Consider the following 15,673-nt stretch of genomic DNA (forward strand, 5'->3'; position numbering starts at 1 on the left):
CAGACCGCGCGGATCGGCACGGGCTCAGGCGCGCGGGCGCACAGTGGTCGGTCGGGCAGATGCCCGAGGGATCCCGCGGCGCCTCAGGCGGTGGGTCCGTACGTCTCCACCGCGAGGATCCCGGCCTCCGGGTCGGACGCCGACAGGTGCACCACGGAGAACTCGGCCGGCGACAGCATGCCGGCTCGCGGCATGCGGCTGGCCGCCGGCGTCGAGGTGGCGAGCGCGATCTCGTGCAGGATCTCGGGCAGCACGGGGCTGTGGCTGCACAGCACGGCGCTCCGGGCCTTGCGCACGCGCTTCGCGACGGTCGCCCGCACGGATCCGCCGTCGGACTCGTACGCGTCCTGGCTGATGCCCGCGTCCTCCTTCACGCGGCGGCCGAGCGCCTCCGCGAGCGGCGCGACCGTCTGCAGGCAGCGCTCGGCCGTGCTGCTCGTGATGACGCGCGGGCCGAAGGCGGCGAGGGTCGGCACGATGGAGGCGGCCTCGGCGCGCCCGCGGACGCTCAGCGGCCGTCCGGCGTCGCGGCCGTCCCACTCGTACGGCTGCACGGCATGGCCGTGGCGCAGGGCGATGAGGGCGAAGGAGCGGTGCGATCCGGTCTCGACGAGGCCGGCGAAGAGGTCGAGCATGTCTATCTCGCCCGGGTAGTCGAGGCGCTTGCGGGCATTGGGGATCGAGACCCACTCGATGCTCTCCACCTCGTCCCCCGGCTCGAAGCGGCCGGCCTCGAGGACCGCCTCGGTCGCCTCGGCGGCCCAGTAGTGCACGGCCTTGCGGCGCCCGCCGGAGATGCCGTACTCGATGGCGCCCAGGGGCACGCCGAGCGCGACCCGGTAGCCGGTCTCCTCGTGCACCTCGCGGACGGCGGTCTGCGGGAGGGTCTCGCCGGGATCGACCTTGCCCTTCGGGAGGGAGGTGTCGCGGAGGCGCGTGCGGTGGATGATGAGCACCCGGATCCGGCCGTCGACCACGCGCCAGACGACGGCGCCGGCGGCGAGCACGGTGGGGCGGGGTGTCACGCCTGCCACGTTAGCCGGATCGGCGTCGCGGTCGGCGCCCCCGGAGGACCCGGGAGCGCCGACCGCAGGTGCCCGGTGCGGCGATGCGCTCAGCGGAGCACGCGACGCTTGCGCTTGGAGACGATGCCCATGACCGCGGTCTGCAGGTCCTCCAGGGTGTTGCCGTCGGCGTCCTGGTTGCGGCGCGTCCACTCGCCGGCGGAGTCGAGGATCCACGCGGACGTGGTGTCGGCCATGGCGCGGTCGAAGAGGTCCTCGATCTCCTGCAGGTGCGCGGGGGCCACCAGACGGACGAGGGCCTCGACGCGGCGGTCGAGGTTGCGGTGCATCATGTCGGCGCTGCCGATGTAGGTGGCCTGGTCGCCGTCGTTGACGAACGAGAACACGCGCGAGTGCTCGAGGTACCGGCCGAGGATGGACCGCACCTCGATGTTCTCGCTGAGGCCCGGCTGCCCCGGCGTGAGCGAGCAGATGCCGCGCACCCAGACCTGCACCGGGACGCCCGCGTTGCTGGCCCGGTAGAGCGCGTCGATGATGGCCTCGTCGACGATGGAGTTGACCTTGATGCGGATGCCGCTCGGCTTGCCGTCGAGCGCGTTCTGCGTCTCCACGGCGATGCGCTTCAGGAGCCCCTTGCGCAGGTGCAGCGGCGCGACGAGCAGGCGCTTGAACTTCTTCTCGATGCCGTAGCCGGAGAGCTCGTTGAACAGCCGGGTGAGGTCCTTGCCCACCACGTCGTCCGCCGTGAGGAGCCCGAGGTCCTCGTAGATGCGGCTCGTCTTGGGGTTGTAGTTGCCCGTGCCGATGTGGCTGTAGTGCCGGAGCACCCCGCCCTTCTCCTGGCGGATGACGAGCGCGAGCTTGCAGTGCGTCTTGAGTCCCGCGACGCCGTAGACGACGTGCACGCCGGCCTTCTCGAGCTTGCGCGCCCACGTGATGTTGGCCTGCTCGTCGAAGCGCGCCTTGATCTCCACGAGCGCGAGCACCTGCTTGCCCGCCTCGGCCGCGTCGATGAGCGCCTCGACGATGGGGCTGTCGCCGCTCGTGCGGTAGAGCGTCTGCTTGATGGCGAGCACGTGCGGATCCGCGGCGGCCTGCTCGAGGAACGCCTGCACGCTCGTGGTGAAGGACTCGTACGGGTGGTGCAGCAGGATGTCCTGCTGCGCGATGGAGCGGAAGATGTCGGCGCGGGAGTTGTCCTCGGCCGGCTTCAGGGCCACCGCGGTGGTGGGCACGTTGTTCGGGTAGTGCAGCGCCGGGCGGTCGAGCTTGGCGAGGTCGAACAGGCCGCCGAGGTCGAGCGGGGACGGGAGCGTGAACACCTCCTGCTCGGTGATGTCGAGCTCGCGCATGAGGAGGTCGAGCGTGACCGCGTCCATGTCGTCCGAGATCTCGAGGCGGATGGGCGGGCCGAACCGGCGGCGCAGCAGCTCCTTCTCGAGGGCCTGGATGAGGTTCTCGGTCTCGTCCTCCTCGATCTGCACGTCCTCGTTGCGGGTGACGCGGAAGACGTGGTGCTCGACGATCTCCATTCCCGGGAACAGCGTCTCGAGCTGGTTCGCGATGAGGTCCTCGAGCGCGATGAAGTCGATGGGGCCCGAGCGCGTGTCCGGCGTGAGCGGCATGAAGCGCGGCAGCATCTGCGGCACCTTGATGCGCGCGAACTCCTGGCGGTTCGTCTTCGGGTTGCGGATGCGCACCGAGAGGTTGAGCGAGAGGCCGGAGATGTAGGGGAACGGGTGCGCGGGATCCACCGCGAGGGGCATGAGCACCGGGAAGACCTGCTCGGAGAAGAGCTCGTGCAGGCGGTCCTGCTGGGCCTCGTCGAGCGAGTCCCAGCGGACGATGCGGATGCCCTGCTCCTCGAGCGCCGGGCGGACGCTGTCGTTGAAGGCCGCCGCGTGGCGGACCTGCAGGCGGTACGCGGTCTCGTTGATGGCCGAGAGCACCTCGGCGGGCGTGCGGCCGATGTTGGTGGGGACGGCGAGCCCGGTGGCGATGCGGCGCTTGAGGCCGGCCACGCGGACCATGAAGAACTCGTCGAGGTTGCTCGCGAAGATGGCGAGGAAGTTGGCGCGCTCGAGGACCGGCAGCTGCGGGTCCTCCGCGAGCTCGAGCACGCGGCGGTTGAAGGCCAGCCAGCTCAGCTCCCGGTCGAGGAAGCGCCCCTCGGGGAGGGTCCCGTCGTCCTCCAGGATCTCGTCCTCGTCGAAGTCGTCCAGGGATTCGGCGACCGCCTTCGCGTCGCCGATGTACGTCTCGCTGTCCATCCGCCCATCATGGCATCGCGGTGCGCGCTCCACCCTCCGGCAGGTGAACGCACGGTGAACCGCCCCCGGGAGGGTGCTGGGGAGGGTGGATCAGGCGCGGCGGTACTGGACGTCGACCGCGGCGTCGCGGAAGGCGGCCCGGCGGTACAGCGCGAGGGCGGGCGCGTTGTCCGCCTCGACGTAGAGGTCGACCTCGTCGTGGCCGCGCTCGGCCAGGAGGTCGAGGCCGGCGGCCAGGAGGGCGGATCCGAGGCCGCGTGAGGCGCGGTCGGGATCGACGCCCAGCACGTAGACCTCCGCCTGGCCGTCCTCCACCTTCAGCCAGTGGAAGCCGACGAGCCGGCCGTCGCCGTCGCGGGCGAGCAGCAGGGTCGAGGGGTCGCCCCAGGGCTCGGCCATGCGCTCGTCGAGGTCGCGCCGGGTCATCCGGCCCTGCTCCGGGTGGCTGGCGAAGGCGCGCGCGTTGAGCGCGACCCAGTCGTCCGCGTCGTCCGGGGTGGAGGAGGAGAGCGCGAGGCCCGCGGGCATCGGGCGCTCGCCGAGCCCCGCACGCGCCTCGGCGACCGACGCGCGCAGCTGCAGCAGCTCGCGTGCGCGGTCGAGGCCGGTCGCCGCCGCCATGGCGCGGGCACCCGGGTGGTCGCCGTGCGCCCAGACCGAGACGGGGGAGCCGCCGGCCTCGGCGAGCACGGCGTCCAGCAGCGCGCGGCCGACGCCCAGGCGACGGTGCTCCGGATCCACGACCAGCTCGGCCTCGACGCCCTCGTCCCCGCGCGCGACGACGGCGGCCCCGATCGGCCGGCCGTCCGGACCCGGCGCGACGAGCGCGCGCGGGCCGTCGTCCGCGCCGAGGGTCAGGCGGGTCTGCTCGTTGAAGGCGGCCGGGCCGTCGACGGATCGGGCGCGGTCGGCGAGCGCGAGCACGCGCCGGACGGTCTCGGGCGACGCGTCGACGGCGGCGACGCGCGGGACGTCAGCTGCCGACGGGGGCGGGAACGCGCTCACTGTCCTCCTCGTACACGTTGAAGCGGTAGCCGACGTTGCGCACCGTGCCGATGAGCGACTCGAGGTCGCCGAGCTTGGCCCGGAGGCGCCGCACGTGCACGTCGACCGTGCGCGTGCCGCCGAAGTAGTCGTATCCCCACACCTCGCTGAGCAGCTGCTCGCGCGTGAAGACGCGCGAGGGGTGGCTGGCGAAGAAGCGGAGCAGCTCGAACTCCTTGAACGTGAGGTCGAGCGGCTTGCCGTGCACCTTGGCGGAGTAGCTCGCCTCGTCGATGACCACGCCGGACGCCTGGATCCGGCTGCCCGTGTGCTCCTGGGCAGCCCGGCCGATGACGAGGCGCACGCGGGCGTCCACCTCGGCGGGGCCGGCCGAGTCGAGGATCACGTCGGTGGCGCCCCAGTCGGCGCTGACCGCCGTGAGGCCGCCCTCGGTGAGCACGAGGATGAGGGGCGTGCCGCCGCCCGTGGTGGTGAGGATCTTGCAGAGCGACTTCGCGCTGGCGAGGTCGCGGCGGGCGTCGACGAGCACCAGGTCGGCCGCGGGGGCGTTGACGAGGCTCGCGGCGTCCGCCTGGATGTGCCGCGTCCGGTGGCTGAGGAGCCCGAGCGCCGGGAGCACGTCGGTGTCCGCGGACGAGGTCAGGATCAACAGCTGGGCCACAGGGATCCTCCATGGATGAATTGACCCCATGATACGTGGGGCAGGATTGTGGGGTGACCTCCCCCCTGCGCAGCATCGTCCCCGTCTGGCTCGCCGCCGTGGTCGGCGCGGTCGTGGTGGCCGTGGCGGTCGGACCCGTCGACGCGCCACGGTGGTTCCCGCTCGTGCTCGCGACGTGCGTCGTGGCGACGTTCGTGATCCAGCTGGCGCTGCCCCGCAAGACCGGCTTCGTCGACCGCGCCACCGGCAGCGTCGTCGGCGCCGTGCTCGTGCTCGCGGCGGCCACGGTCGTCGTGCTCCTGCTGGCCGCCGCGGCCTGATCCACCGGTCCGGCGCGTCCGCCCGTGGGGTAGATTGAGGCCATGTCGTCGCTGCTTGCTCTGGAACTCTTCTTCACCGGACTGCTGGTCCTGGCGAGCCTCTCCATCGGCTGGGTGTCGCTCGTCGTGGTCTACAACCTCTTCCGCGGCCAGCGCTGACCGCGCGCCGCATGATCGAGATCCCCACCGGCCTCCCCGCCGAGCTCGTCCCGCTCTCCTGGCTCCTCGGGGTCTGGGAGGGCACCGGCGTCGTCGAGTACGCCGTCGGCGAGGAGATGGTGCGCCGCGAGTTCGGCCAGCGCATCAGCTTCAGCCACGACGGCCTGCCCCACCTCAACTACTCCTCCTACGCCTGGCTCGAGGGCGACGACGGGCCCGTGCCGTTCGTCACCGAGACCGGCTACTGGCGGCTGCGACGCCGCGTCACCGACGGCGACCCGGGCCCCGCCATGCTGCCGCCCGCGGGCGAGCGCCCCTTCACCACGGCCGACGAGGTCGAGACCCTCCGGAACGCGGAGGGCGGCTTCGACGTCGAGGTCGCGCTCGTGCATCCCGGCGGCGTCAGCGAGCTGTACGTCGGCCAGGTGAAGAGCGCGCGCATCGACCTCGCGACCGACGCGGTCATGCGCACCGAGGGAGCCAAGGAGTACACGGGCGCCACCCGGCTCTACGGCCTCGTGGAGCGCGACCTCCTCTGGGCGTGGGACATCGCGGCCCTCGGCCAGCCGCTGCGCACGCACGCCTCCGGGCGGGTGGCGCATGTCGACTGACCCGGATCCCGTCCTCCGCTCCCCGTTCCTCGACCTGCCCGGCGCCGTCGCCGCGGAGGGCCCGGACGCCGGCGTGCCCGCGCACATCGGATCGCTCGTCGCGGAGCAGCGCGCCCTCGCCGCCGGCACCGCGGTCGTCGACCTCTCGCACCGGGCGGTCCTCTCCATCACCGGCGAGGACAGGCTCACGTGGCTCGACTCCATCACCAGCCAGTCGCTCCGCGATCTGGCCCCCGGCGACTCCGCCGAGACCCTCTTCCTCGACCAGAACGGCCGGCTCGAGCACGCGGTCGGCGTGCTCGACGACGGCGTCAGCACGTGGCTCCTCCTGGGCGCGGGAGACGCGGCCGCCCTGCTCGCCTACCTGCAGCGGATGCGCTTCATGCTCCGCGTCGAGCCCGCCGACCGCACGGCCGAGCTCGCGGTGATCGGCACGCTCGGCGAGCCCGACCTGCCCGTCGCCGCGCCCGCCGGGGTGCCGCTCGTCTGGCGGGATCCGTGGGGCGCCGTCGTGCCCGGCGGCCACCAGTACGCGACCTCGGCCGCGCATCCGGCCGCCGGCTGGACCTGGAGCGAGCGGCTCGTCCCGCGCACCGAGCTCCCGGCCCTCGCCGCGCGCGCCGCCTCCGGGGAGCTGCCGGTCGCCGGCGCGCTCGCCGCCGAGGCGCTCCGCATCGCCGCGTGGCGCCCGCGCTTCGCGACCGAGGTCGACGACCGCACCATCCCGCACGAGCTCGACTGGCTGCGCAGCGCCGTGCACCTCAGCAAGGGCTGCTACCGCGGACAGGAGACGGTCGCCAAGGTGTACAACCTCGGCCGGCCGCCGCGCCGTCTCGTGCTCCTGCACCTCGACGGGTCGGACGCGGTCCTGCCCGGCACCGGATCCGAGGTGCGGCTCCCCGCCGAGGCCGACGGGACCCCCGGCGAGGTCGTCGGCGCCGTCACCTCGAGCGCCCTGCACCACGAGCTCGGTCCCGTCGCGCTCGCCGTGGTGCGCCGCAACGTGGATCCCGCCGCGCAGCTCGAGGTGGTCGCCGACGACGTGCGCGTCCAGGCCGCGCAGGACGTGATCGTGCCCACCGACGCCGGCCGCTCGGCCGACGTCCCCCGCCTGCCGCGGCTCGGTGCGGTCCGCCGCTGAGCGCGCGCGGGAGCGGTCGGCCCGTGCCGCCCGCACCCTGAGGCACCGGGCGGATCCGCGCGCCGCGCTCCTGCGCCTGTGGGGATCCGCGCCCGCCGCCCTGCAGATCGCCATCGCCGCCACGGGTGGCTGGGCCTTCGCGCACCACGTGCTCGGCCACGACACCCCGCTGCTCGCGACGACCGTCACCATCACGAGCCTCGGCTTCGTGCGTGACGCCCGGCCCGTGCGCGTGCTCGAGACGGCGATCGGCATGACCGTGGGCATCACGCTCAGCGAGGTGCTGCTGCTCGGGATCGGGCGGGGAGCGTGGCAGCTGTTCGTCATCATCCTGGCGACGCTGCTGGTCGCGCGGCTGCTGTCGTCGAACGCGGCGTTCGCGGTGGCGGCGGGCGTGCAGGCCGTCCTGGTGGCGCTCCTGCCCGCGCCGCCCGGCGGCGTGTTCGTGCGCAGCGTCGACGGGCTCGTGGGCGGCGCGGTGGCCCTGCTCGCGACGGCGCTCATCCCGCGGGATCCGCGCCGGCAGGCGATCCGCGAGGCCCGCCGCGTCTTCTCCGAGTGCTCGTACGCGCTCACGTCGCTCGTCACGGCGCTGCGGCTCGGCGACGCGACCGCGGCCGACCGCGCGCTCGACCGGCTGCGGCGCACCCAGCCGCTCATCGACGCGTGGAGCGCCGCGGCGGACTCGGCCATCTCGATCGCGCGCATCTCCCCGTTCCTCCGCCGTCACCTGCCGGAGCTGCGCGCCCAGCGGCGCGTGCTCGACGGCATGGACCTCGCGGTGCGGAACCTGCGCGTCATCTCGCGGCGCATCGACTTCCTCGTGGTCGACGGGGTGAGGCGGCCGGTGCTCGCGGAGCTGCTGGCCACCGTGTCCAACGGCGTCAACCTCCTCGGCCAGAGCTTGACCGACCCGTCGGCCGCGCCGCTCGCGCAGCAGAACCTCGTGCTCGTGGCCGTGCGGTTGGATCCGAGGGAGCTCATCCCCGGGGCGCCCGTCGGCGAGGTGATGCTCGTGATGCTGCTGCGTCCGCTCCTCGTCGACCTCCAGGTCGCGGCGGGCGTCGACGCGGAGACCGCCCGGGCGGCGCTGCCGGAGGTCTGACGGCGCGGAGGAGGCCTTGTGCGGTCTCCGCCCGACGATCGTCTGACCGCCCTAGTGTCAGGCCCACCACGGGCACCGGTCCCCGCGGCATCTGCGCATCGACGTGCTCGCACGCCGACCGCCCGTCGTGACGGTCCTGCGGAGAACGTCCCCCCCCCGCTCCGGCGGGTCTGACAGGAGCCCCATGCGCATCACGAGACCGACGATCCTCTGCACCCTCGCGGTGCTCGCCATCGCTGCGGCCACCGCATCCCCCGCCGGCGCGGCGGGTCGCGGCACCACGACCGCGCCGTACCGGGTGGAGGCCGCGACCCCCAAGGGGCAGGCCGCGGTCGAGGAGGTCACCGCGGTCCTCGTCGCGCCACAGGGAATCGACCCGAACTACACCCCGGAGGACGTCGCGACGCGGCTCAGCCAGGCGGACGCCTACTACGCGAACGAGACGCACGGCCGCGTGCACATCAACGCCGCCTCCATCAGCGACTGGCAGGTCCCCGACGACCCGAACGTGCGCTGCGACGACTTCGCATCGATCAACGCCTTCGCCCTCCAGTACTCGGGCTTCACGCCCGGTCCGGACAAGCACCTCATGGCGATGGTGCCGGAGAGCCTCTCGTGCGAGCGGTTCTCCAACGCGTCGGAGGGCGAGGGCGTGAACGACGGCGGATTCCTCTTCATCGACGCCGACCTGCCGACCACGATCTCGCACGAGCTGGGGCACAACATGTCGCTGTTCCACGCGTCCTCGGTGCAGTGCTCCGACGCGTGGGATTACGACGAGCACGCCATGCCCGCCTCCTGCGCCCGTGACGAGTACGGGAACGACGCCGACCTGATGGGCCACGCGTACACGTTCCTGCCCTTCACCGCAGGCACGCTCGACCGCCTGGGGCTCATCTCGCATCGCGTCGTGCCCACGTGCGGGGCCGCGCGCCGCGTCACGATAAGCACCATGTCGAGCGGCTTCGACGCCCAGCGGATCATCTCCTGGGCGGATCCTCGGGACCCGTCCGTCAGCTGGTTCGTGCAGTACCGGGACGTCGTGGACGGGCAGGAGTACGCGAACGTCTACGACTCCCCGGCCGCGCCGCACGACGTGCGGCCGTCCGGTGTGCAGCTCTCGAGGACGGATCCGCTGTACCCCGAGGCCACCTCCATCGCCGTGCGGCCGGGGGACACCTCGGAGATGGCCGAGCGCCTCGTGCCGGGTGACGAAGCGGACCTCCGTCACGGCATGTCGGTCCGCGTCGTGAGCATGGACGAGGACGCGCATCGGGCGACGGTCGACGTGACCGTCCCTTGCGGCGCCGGGGGCCGCACCGTCGAGCCGCTGCGGAGCACCACCCCGTCGATGCCGACCGGCGCGATCATGCAGCAGGCTGTGGGCATGCCCCCGATGTGGGGCGCGGACCCGACCGAGGCGTCGGACGCGATGGCGGGGATGGACGGGATGTCCGGCATGGCCTCGATGTCGGGCATGTCGCAGATGCCGGCCATGACGGCGATGCCCGGGGCCTCCACGAGATCGGACGCCGAGTTCCCCGGCCCGCGCTGGAACGTGGCGCGCATCCTCCGGCTGCCGTCCTGATCACCCGGGGCCGGGCGCCCCTGGGATCAGGAGGCGCCCGGCGCCACCGCGGACCACGGCACGGTCAGCTCGCCGAGCCGCCAGCGCGCGTGGCCGCCCTCGACGGGCACGCCGGCGTCGCGCATCCGCCGCACCGCGCCGAGCCACTGCTGGCGGGGCCCGTAGACGCTGAGCGGCGCGCTGAGGATCCAGCTCCGGTCGAGCAGGGCCAGCACCCCGTGCACCCGCTCGCCGGGGACGTTGCGGTGGATGAGGGCCTTCGGCAGGCGCTCCGCCACGATCGACGGCAGCTCCAGCCCCGTGAGCCGCAGCGAGATGGTGAGGCTGCGGGGGCCGTCCGCGCGCACGTCGACCCAGCTCGCGATGCGGCCGATCTCGTCGCACGTGCCCTCCACGACGGATCCGCCGGGAGCCAGCCGCGCGGCCATGCGGGCCCAGGCGGCCGGCACCTCCGTCTCGTCGTACTGCCGCAGCACGTTGAACGCGCGGATCACGGTGGCCCGCTCGCCGCCCGGCAGCGGCACCTCGAAGCCGCCGCGGGCGAAGGCCACCCGCTCGCGGGCGGACGCGTCGGGCCATGCCGCGAGCTGCTCGCGCGCCCGCGCGACCCGCCCCGGCTCGATCTCGATGCCCACCACGCGCACGTCCGGCCGCGTCGCGCGCAGCCGCCGGTGCATCTCGAGGGCCGTGATCCCGCTCGCGCCGTAGCCGAGGTCGACCACGAGCGGGTCGGTCGCGAGGCGCAGGGAGTCGAGGGTCGCGATCCACCTGTCGACGCGCCGGAGGCGGTTCGTGTTGGTCGTCCCGCGGGTCACGGAGCCTACGGGGGAGGCGGCGCCGGGCATGGGACCAGTCTCGCATCGCTCGATAGGCTGGTCGCATGGCTGAACCCCGCACCCTCGTGCTGCTGCGTCACGGCAACAGCGACTGGAACCAGAAGAACCTGTTCACCGGATGGGTGGACGTCGAGCTGAGCGAGCAGGGCGTCGCGGAGGGGCAGCGCGCCGGCGAGCTCCTCGCCGAGTCCGGCATCCTCCCCGACGTGCTGCACACCTCCGTCCTCATCCGCGCCATCGACACCGCGAACATCGCGCTCAAGCGCGCCGGCCGCTCGTGGATCCCCGTCCAGCGCACCTGGCGCCTCAACGAGCGCCACTACGGCGCCCTCCAGGGCAAGGACAAGGCGCAGACCCTCGCCGAGTACGGCCCCGAGCAGTTCGCCACCTGGCGCCGCTCGTTCGACGTGCCGCCGCCCCCCATCGCCGACGACGACGAGTACTCGCAGTCGGCCGACCCGCGCTACGCCGACCTCGGCGACGACCTGCCCCGCACCGAGTGCCTCAAGGACGTCATCGAGCGGATGCTGCCCTACTGGGAGTCCGACATCCAGCCCGACCTCGCCTCCGGCCGCACGGTCCTCGTCACGGCGCACGGCAACTCGCTGCGCGCGCTCGTGAAGCACCTCGACGGCATCTCGGACGCGGACATCGCCGAGCTCAACATCCCCACCGGCATCCCACTCGTGTACCGCCTCGACGAGGACTTCCGTCCGCTCGTCCCGGGCGGCGAGTACCTCGACCCCGAGGCGGCCGCAGCAGGTGCCGCGGCCGTCGCCGCGCAGGGCAGCAAGAAGTAGGCCCACCCGCACGGGCGACGAGAGCCCGACCGGATCATCCGGTCGGGCTCTCGTCATGTCACCGCGGCGCGGCGGGCCGGCACTCGGCCGGCGGGCGGGGATCAGCCGTCGGCCTGGACCCAGTCGCCGGTCGCGAGGTACTGCACGGTCTTGGCGATGGACACCGCGTGGTCGGCGAAGCGCTCGTGGTAGCGGCTGGCGAGGGTGGAGTCGACGGTGTCGACGGCCGCGCCCTTCCAGGTCTCGCCGAGCACCTTGTCGAAGACGCTGAGGTGCAGCTCGTCGATGCGGTCGTCGTCGTTGCGGATCTCCTCGGCGAGCTTCGGGTCCTCCGTGGTGAGGAGGTCCGTGAGCTTGCGGGCGATGGCCACGTCGAGCTGGCCGAGCTCGAGGAACGTGGGGCGGAGCGACTTGGGCACCACCTTGTCCGGGAAGCGGTAGCGCGACAGCTGCGCGATGTGCTCGGCGAGGTCGCCCATGCGCTCGAGCGACGCGCTGATGCGGAGGGCGCTCACCACGATGCGGAGGTCGCGCGCCACCGGCTGCTGGCGGGCGAGGATGTTGATGGCCAGCTCGTCGAGGCTCGTCGCGAGCTCGTCGATGCGGCGGTCCTGCTCGATCACGGTCTCAGCGAGGCTGACGTTCGACTCGTTGAACGCGCGGGTCGCGTTCTCGATGGAGATGGCGACGAGCGCGGAGATCTCGATGAGACGCTCCTGCACCTCGTGGAGCTCCTGCTGGAACACTTCGCGCATGGGGGACGTCCTCTCAGTCCGCCCCGCTGCAGGAGGGGCGGGGTGGTTCTCGGGCATGGCGGACCCCGGGCCGGGTCCACGTCCCTCCGACTCTGGTCATGCGAGGTTAACGCACGGTGCCGTCGAGCTGAATTCGTGGCCCCGCCGCCCCGATGCGGCAGGGGGACGGCCGGGACGCCCCGACGCCGTCTCCTAGTGTGGGCGCATGGACACCGGTGCGTTGGTGCTCGTCTGCCTCCTCATCGGTCTGGCGGTCGGCGCGGGATTCGTGTGGCTGCTGCACCACGCGGCGGACCGCGGCGACCGTGCCGTCGAGATCACGAACCCCGTCGTCCCGGACGGCGTCGACCAGGTGCTCGACGCGCTGGAGTCGGCCGGCATCGTGCTCGATCCCTCCAACAACGTGATGAAGGCGTCGCCCGGCGCCATCTCCTCCGGCCTCGTCTTCCACCAGGCGCTCGTGCACCCGGAGCTCGTCGCCATGGTCGACCGCGTGCGCCGGTCCGGCGAGCCGATGGCCGAGGAGGTGTCGCTCGCACGCGGCCCGTTCGGCGCCGCGGAGTTCCAGATGCACGTGCGGGTGGCCCGCCTCGGCACGCGCTACGTGCTCCTCCTCGCGCAGGACCGCACCGAGTCGCACCGGCTCGACCAGGTGCGCCGTGACTTCGTGGCGAACATCAGCCACGAGCTGAAGACGCCCATCGGCGCGGTCGGGCTGCTCGCGGAGGCGCTCGACTCGTGCGCGGACGACGCGGTGCAGGTGCGGCGCTTCGCGGCCCGGCTGACCACGGAGTCGGCGCGGCTCGCGCGGATCACGCAGGAGATCATCGAGCTCTCCAGGCTCGAGGCCGCCAACGCGCTGGAGAAGGCGGAGCCCGTCGACGTCGACCACGTGATCAGCGTCGCGCTCGACCAGGTGCGGCTCGGCGCGGAGCTCCGCGGCATCGAGCTGGCCCGCGGCAAGCGCTCGCGCACCACCGTCTACGGCGACGAGGCCCTCCTCGTGGTGGCGGTCGCGAACCTGTTGAGCAACGCCGTCAACTACTCGCCGGACGGCTCCCGCGTCGGGATCGGCGTGATGCACGAGGACGGCGCCGTCGAGGTCGTGGTCACCGACCAGGGCATCGGCATCCCCGAGGACGAGCAGGGCCGGATCTTCGAGCGCTTCTTCCGCGTCGACCAGGCCCGCGCCCGCGACACCGGGGGCACGGGGCTCGGGCTCAGCATCGTCAAGCACGTCGTGCAGAATCATGGCGGCGACGTGCGGGTCTGGTCCCGTCCCGGCCGCGGCTCGACCTTCACCATCCGCCTCCCCGAGGCATCGCAGACCCCGGCGCTCGCCGGTACGGACATCGGAGAACCAACGTGACACGCATCATGCTCGTCGAGGACGAGGCGTCGCTCAGCGAGCCGCTCGCCTTCCTGCTCCAGCGGGAGGGCTACGAGGTCGACGTCGTCGAGGACGGCCCCGCGGCCGTGGCGGCGTTCGACAAGGACGGCGCGGACCTCATCCTGCTCGACCTCATGCTCCCGGGCCTCCCGGGCACCGAGGTCTGCCGCGAGATCCGCACGCGCTCGGCGGTGCCGATCATCATGCTCACCGCGAAGGACTCCGAGGTGGACATCGTCGTGGGCCTCGAGCTCGGCGCCGACGACTACGTCACCAAGCCGTACTCCACGCGGGAGCTGCTCGCCCGGATCCGCGCCGTGCTCCGCCGCCGCGTCGAGGTCGACGACGAGCCGCTCAACGTGCTCGAGGTCGGGCTCGTCCGCATGGACGTCGAGCGCCACACGGTCGAGGTCGACGGCCGCGAGATCGCCATGCCGCTGAAGGAGTTCGAGCTCCTGGAGCTGCTGCTCCGCAACGCCGGCCGGGTGCTCACGCGCGGCCAGCTCATCGACCGGGTCTGGGGATCCGACTACTTCGGCGACACCAAGACGCTCGACGTGCACATCAAGCGGATCCGCTCCAAGATCGAGCGCGAGCCGTCCGACCCCGTGCTGCTCGTCACCGTGCGCGGTCTCGGCTACCGCTTCGAGGCGTAGCGCGCTCCGCACACGACGAAGGCCCCGTCCCTCAGGGACGGGGCCTTCGTCGTCCAGCCTGCCGCGCGTGCGACCGGCCGATCAGTTCGTGGAGTCGCCCTGGCCCTCGTCGCCCTTGGGGGAGACGGGGGTGGTGGTGACGGTCGTGTCGGGCGTGGACCCGGTCTCGCCGGGCACCAGGTTCGTGTACGTCTCCTGGTCGCCGTTGAGCACGGGCACGTCCATCTCGACGCCCTCGGCGTCGCCGTACTGGATGTAGATCTTCGTGAGCGAACCCGGCTCCGGCTCGACCGTGTCGAACGCGATGCGCTGCGAGTCCTCCGCGCCGAACTTCGTGAGGCCGGGGGCCGCCGTGACCGTGCGGGTCTCGCGGTCGGCGCTGCCCGGGGAGGTCTCGTGCTGGAACGACACCCGCTGGCTGCCGCCCGAGTCGTTCACCAGCGTGACGACGAGGCTCGCGCCGGTGGCGCCGCCGCCCTCGGTGAGGAGGATGGCGTTCCGCACCTCGATGTCGCCGACCGTGGCGTTGAAGCCGTCGCTCGGGTAGTAGGAGATCCGCGTGGCCTGGGGCGTGATGAAGGTGCAGGACGACGTGCCGACCGCGATCAGGGCCGCGAGGACGATGGACGATGCGGTACGCGCTCTCACGGGACCCTCCGGTTGTCGCACGGAGCCGGCGCCGGGGCGTCCGGGGGCGTCCGCGCGTGTATCAGCTGACCCGCCCAGCCTACGGGATCAGGTGCCGACCGGCCGCCCGCGGGGGCGCCCGACCCGGCTGGTACCCTGGGCGGCAGTCCACAGAACGGGGAACCCATGATCTTCGAGGTCGGCGAGACCGTCGTGTACCCGCATCACGGGGCGGCGACCATCATCGAGGTCAAGAAGAGGGTCATCCGCGGCGAGGAGAAGCTGTACCTCAAGCTCGACGTGAACCAGGGCGGCCTGCAGATCGAGGTGCCCGCCGAGAACGTCGACATGGTCGGCGTCCGCGACGTCATCGGGCGCGAGGGCGTGGAGAGCGTGTTCGCGGTGCTCCGGGCGGAGTTCACCGAGGAGCCCACCAACTGGTCGAGGCGCTACAAGGCGAACCTCGAGAAGCTCGCGTCGGGTGACGTGCTGAAGGTGGCCGAGGTCGTTCGCGACCTCTGGCGCCGCAACCAGGATCGCGGCCTGTCCGCGGGCGAGAAGAGCATGCTGCAGAAGGCACGCGGCATCCTCGTGGGCGAGCTCGCCCTCGCGGAGAAGACGGACGAGGAGCACGCGTCCACGCTGCTCGACGAGGTCCTCGCGTCCTGATCCGCCGGCCGGGCACGACCTCTCGGCGTGCTCCGTCCCGGCCGTCGCGCCCCGA

16 protein-coding genes are annotated in these 15,673 nt (G+C 72.6%); 9 read left to right on the forward strand and 7 right to left on the reverse strand.

Annotated elements, in window-relative coordinates; genetic code table 11:
- Window positions 1-83: 83 nt before the first annotated feature.
- The 4 genes from AWH51_RS06890 to AWH51_RS06905 all read right to left on the reverse strand — a co-directional run bounded on the left by AWH51_RS06890 (window position 84) and on the right by AWH51_RS06905 (window position 4,961).
- The gene (locus AWH51_RS06890) at window positions 84-1,025 is read right to left on the reverse strand and encodes an NUDIX hydrolase (RefSeq protein ID WP_063071448.1); all 942 of its coding nucleotides are present in this window, start codon (window positions 1,023-1,025) and stop codon (window positions 84-86) included.
- Window positions 1,026-1,114: 89 nt separating this feature from the next.
- Window positions 1,115-3,295 carry an RNA degradosome polyphosphate kinase gene (locus AWH51_RS06895; RefSeq protein WP_063071363.1) on the reverse strand — a complete coding sequence of 727 codons (2,181 nt, stop codon included), beginning with the start codon at window positions 3,293-3,295 and terminating at the stop codon, window positions 1,115-1,117.
- 90 nt (window positions 3,296-3,385) lie between these two features.
- On the reverse strand, window positions 3,386-4,300 hold the full coding sequence (mshD, locus tag AWH51_RS06900; RefSeq protein ID WP_063071364.1) for a mycothiol synthase: 915 nt from the start codon (window positions 4,298-4,300) through the stop codon (window positions 3,386-3,388).
- On the reverse strand, window positions 4,269-4,961 hold the full coding sequence (locus tag AWH51_RS06905; RefSeq protein WP_063071365.1) for a response regulator transcription factor: 693 nt from the start codon (window positions 4,959-4,961) through the stop codon (window positions 4,269-4,271). The genes mshD and AWH51_RS06905 overlap by 32 nt, the downstream gene beginning before the upstream one ends.
- Before the next feature lie 53 nt (window positions 4,962-5,014).
- Between AWH51_RS06905 and AWH51_RS06910 the strand changes: the two genes are divergently transcribed.
- The 5 genes from AWH51_RS06910 (at window position 5,015) to AWH51_RS06930 (ending at window position 9,885) form a co-directional block, all read left to right on the forward strand.
- Complete coding sequence (locus AWH51_RS06910) at window positions 5,015-5,281, forward strand: hypothetical protein (RefSeq protein ID WP_063071366.1); 267 nt, start codon at window positions 5,015-5,017, stop codon at window positions 5,279-5,281.
- A gap of 170 nt (window positions 5,282-5,451) precedes the next feature.
- Window positions 5,452-6,051 (forward strand): FABP family protein, encoded by a 600-nt coding sequence (locus tag AWH51_RS06915; RefSeq protein WP_063071367.1) that lies wholly within the window; start codon window positions 5,452-5,454, stop codon window positions 6,049-6,051.
- Entirely contained in the window at window positions 6,041-7,192 is a 1,152-nt protein-coding gene (locus AWH51_RS06920; protein WP_063071368.1) for a YgfZ/GcvT domain-containing protein, read from the forward strand. The genes AWH51_RS06915 and AWH51_RS06920 overlap by 11 nt, the downstream gene beginning before the upstream one ends.
- Window positions 7,176-8,297: an FUSC family protein gene (locus tag AWH51_RS06925; RefSeq protein ID WP_063071369.1), complete on the forward strand. Its 1,122-nt coding sequence runs from the start codon at window positions 7,176-7,178 to the stop codon at window positions 8,295-8,297. Before AWH51_RS06920 ends, AWH51_RS06925 begins: the two co-directional genes overlap by 17 nt.
- Before the next feature lie 184 nt (window positions 8,298-8,481).
- Window positions 8,482-9,885, forward strand: coding sequence for a hypothetical protein (locus tag AWH51_RS06930; RefSeq protein ID WP_063071370.1), 1,404 nt, complete (start codon window positions 8,482-8,484; stop codon window positions 9,883-9,885).
- 26 nt (window positions 9,886-9,911) lie between these two features.
- Here AWH51_RS06930 and AWH51_RS06935 read toward each other — a convergent pair whose 3' ends face one another.
- A complete protein-coding gene (locus tag AWH51_RS06935; RefSeq protein ID WP_063071371.1) occupies window positions 9,912-10,730 on the reverse strand; it encodes a class I SAM-dependent methyltransferase in 819 nt (272 codons plus the stop codon).
- A 35-nt stretch (window positions 10,731-10,765) separates the two neighbouring features.
- Between AWH51_RS06935 and AWH51_RS06940 the strand changes: the two genes are divergently transcribed.
- A complete protein-coding gene (locus AWH51_RS06940; RefSeq protein WP_063071372.1) occupies window positions 10,766-11,521 on the forward strand; it encodes a phosphoglyceromutase in 756 nt (251 codons plus the stop codon).
- Between the two features lie 101 nt (window positions 11,522-11,622).
- On the opposite strand, the gene phoU is transcribed toward AWH51_RS06940, so the two are convergent.
- Window positions 11,623-12,276: a phosphate signaling complex protein PhoU gene (gene phoU, locus AWH51_RS06945; RefSeq protein ID WP_063071373.1), complete on the reverse strand. Its 654-nt coding sequence runs from the start codon at window positions 12,274-12,276 to the stop codon at window positions 11,623-11,625.
- A gap of 205 nt (window positions 12,277-12,481) precedes the next feature.
- Between phoU and AWH51_RS06950 the strand changes: the two genes are divergently transcribed.
- Together AWH51_RS06950 and AWH51_RS06955 are read left to right on the forward strand one after the other, a co-directional pair.
- The gene (locus tag AWH51_RS06950; protein WP_063071374.1) at window positions 12,482-13,645 is read left to right on the forward strand and encodes a sensor histidine kinase; all 1,164 of its coding nucleotides are present in this window, start codon (window positions 12,482-12,484) and stop codon (window positions 13,643-13,645) included.
- On the forward strand, window positions 13,642-14,322 hold the full coding sequence (locus AWH51_RS06955; protein WP_063071375.1) for a response regulator transcription factor: 681 nt from the start codon (window positions 13,642-13,644) through the stop codon (window positions 14,320-14,322). The genes AWH51_RS06950 and AWH51_RS06955 overlap by 4 nt, the downstream gene beginning before the upstream one ends.
- Window positions 14,323-14,403: 81 nt before the next feature.
- On the opposite strand, the gene AWH51_RS06960 is transcribed toward AWH51_RS06955, so the two are convergent.
- On the reverse strand, window positions 14,404-14,970 hold the full coding sequence (locus AWH51_RS06960; protein ID WP_063071376.1) for a hypothetical protein: 567 nt from the start codon (window positions 14,968-14,970) through the stop codon (window positions 14,404-14,406).
- A gap of 165 nt (window positions 14,971-15,135) precedes the next feature.
- Here AWH51_RS06960 and AWH51_RS06965 point away from each other — a divergent pair, with 165 nt between their 5' ends.
- On the forward strand, window positions 15,136-15,618 hold the full coding sequence (locus AWH51_RS06965) for a CarD family transcriptional regulator (protein ID WP_045529466.1): 483 nt from the start codon (window positions 15,136-15,138) through the stop codon (window positions 15,616-15,618).
- The last annotated feature ends 55 nt before the right edge of the window (window positions 15,619-15,673 follow it).

The organism is Clavibacter tessellarius, from assembly GCF_001618005.1.
Classification (GTDB): Bacteria; Actinomycetota; Actinomycetes; order Actinomycetales; family Microbacteriaceae; genus Clavibacter; species Clavibacter tessellarius_A.

Bases quoted from the DNA above. Each gene is read 5' to 3' on its own strand.
- AWH51_RS06895 (WP_063071363.1), bottom strand. From the start codon at position 3,295: ATGGACAGCGAGACGTACATCGGCGACGCGAAGGCGGTCGCCGAATCC.
- AWH51_RS06915 (WP_063071367.1), top strand. From the start codon at position 5,452: ATGATCGAGATCCCCACCGGCCTCCCCGCCGAGCTCGTCCCGCTCTCC.
- AWH51_RS06920 (WP_063071368.1), top strand. From the start codon at position 6,041: ATGTCGACTGACCCGGATCCCGTCCTCCGCTCCCCGTTCCTCGACCTG.
- AWH51_RS06930 (WP_063071370.1), top strand. From the start codon at position 8,482: ATGCGCATCACGAGACCGACGATCCTCTGCACCCTCGCGGTGCTCGCC.
- AWH51_RS06935 (WP_063071371.1), bottom strand. From the start codon at position 10,730: ATGCCCGGCGCCGCCTCCCCCGTAGGCTCCGTGACCCGCGGGACGACC.
- AWH51_RS06940 (WP_063071372.1), top strand. From the start codon at position 10,766: ATGGCTGAACCCCGCACCCTCGTGCTGCTGCGTCACGGCAACAGCGAC.
- phoU (WP_063071373.1), bottom strand. From the start codon at position 12,276: ATGCGCGAAGTGTTCCAGCAGGAGCTCCACGAGGTGCAGGAGCGTCTC.
- AWH51_RS06950 (WP_063071374.1), top strand. From the start codon at position 12,482: ATGGACACCGGTGCGTTGGTGCTCGTCTGCCTCCTCATCGGTCTGGCG.
- AWH51_RS06965 (WP_045529466.1), top strand. From the start codon at position 15,136: ATGATCTTCGAGGTCGGCGAGACCGTCGTGTACCCGCATCACGGGGCG.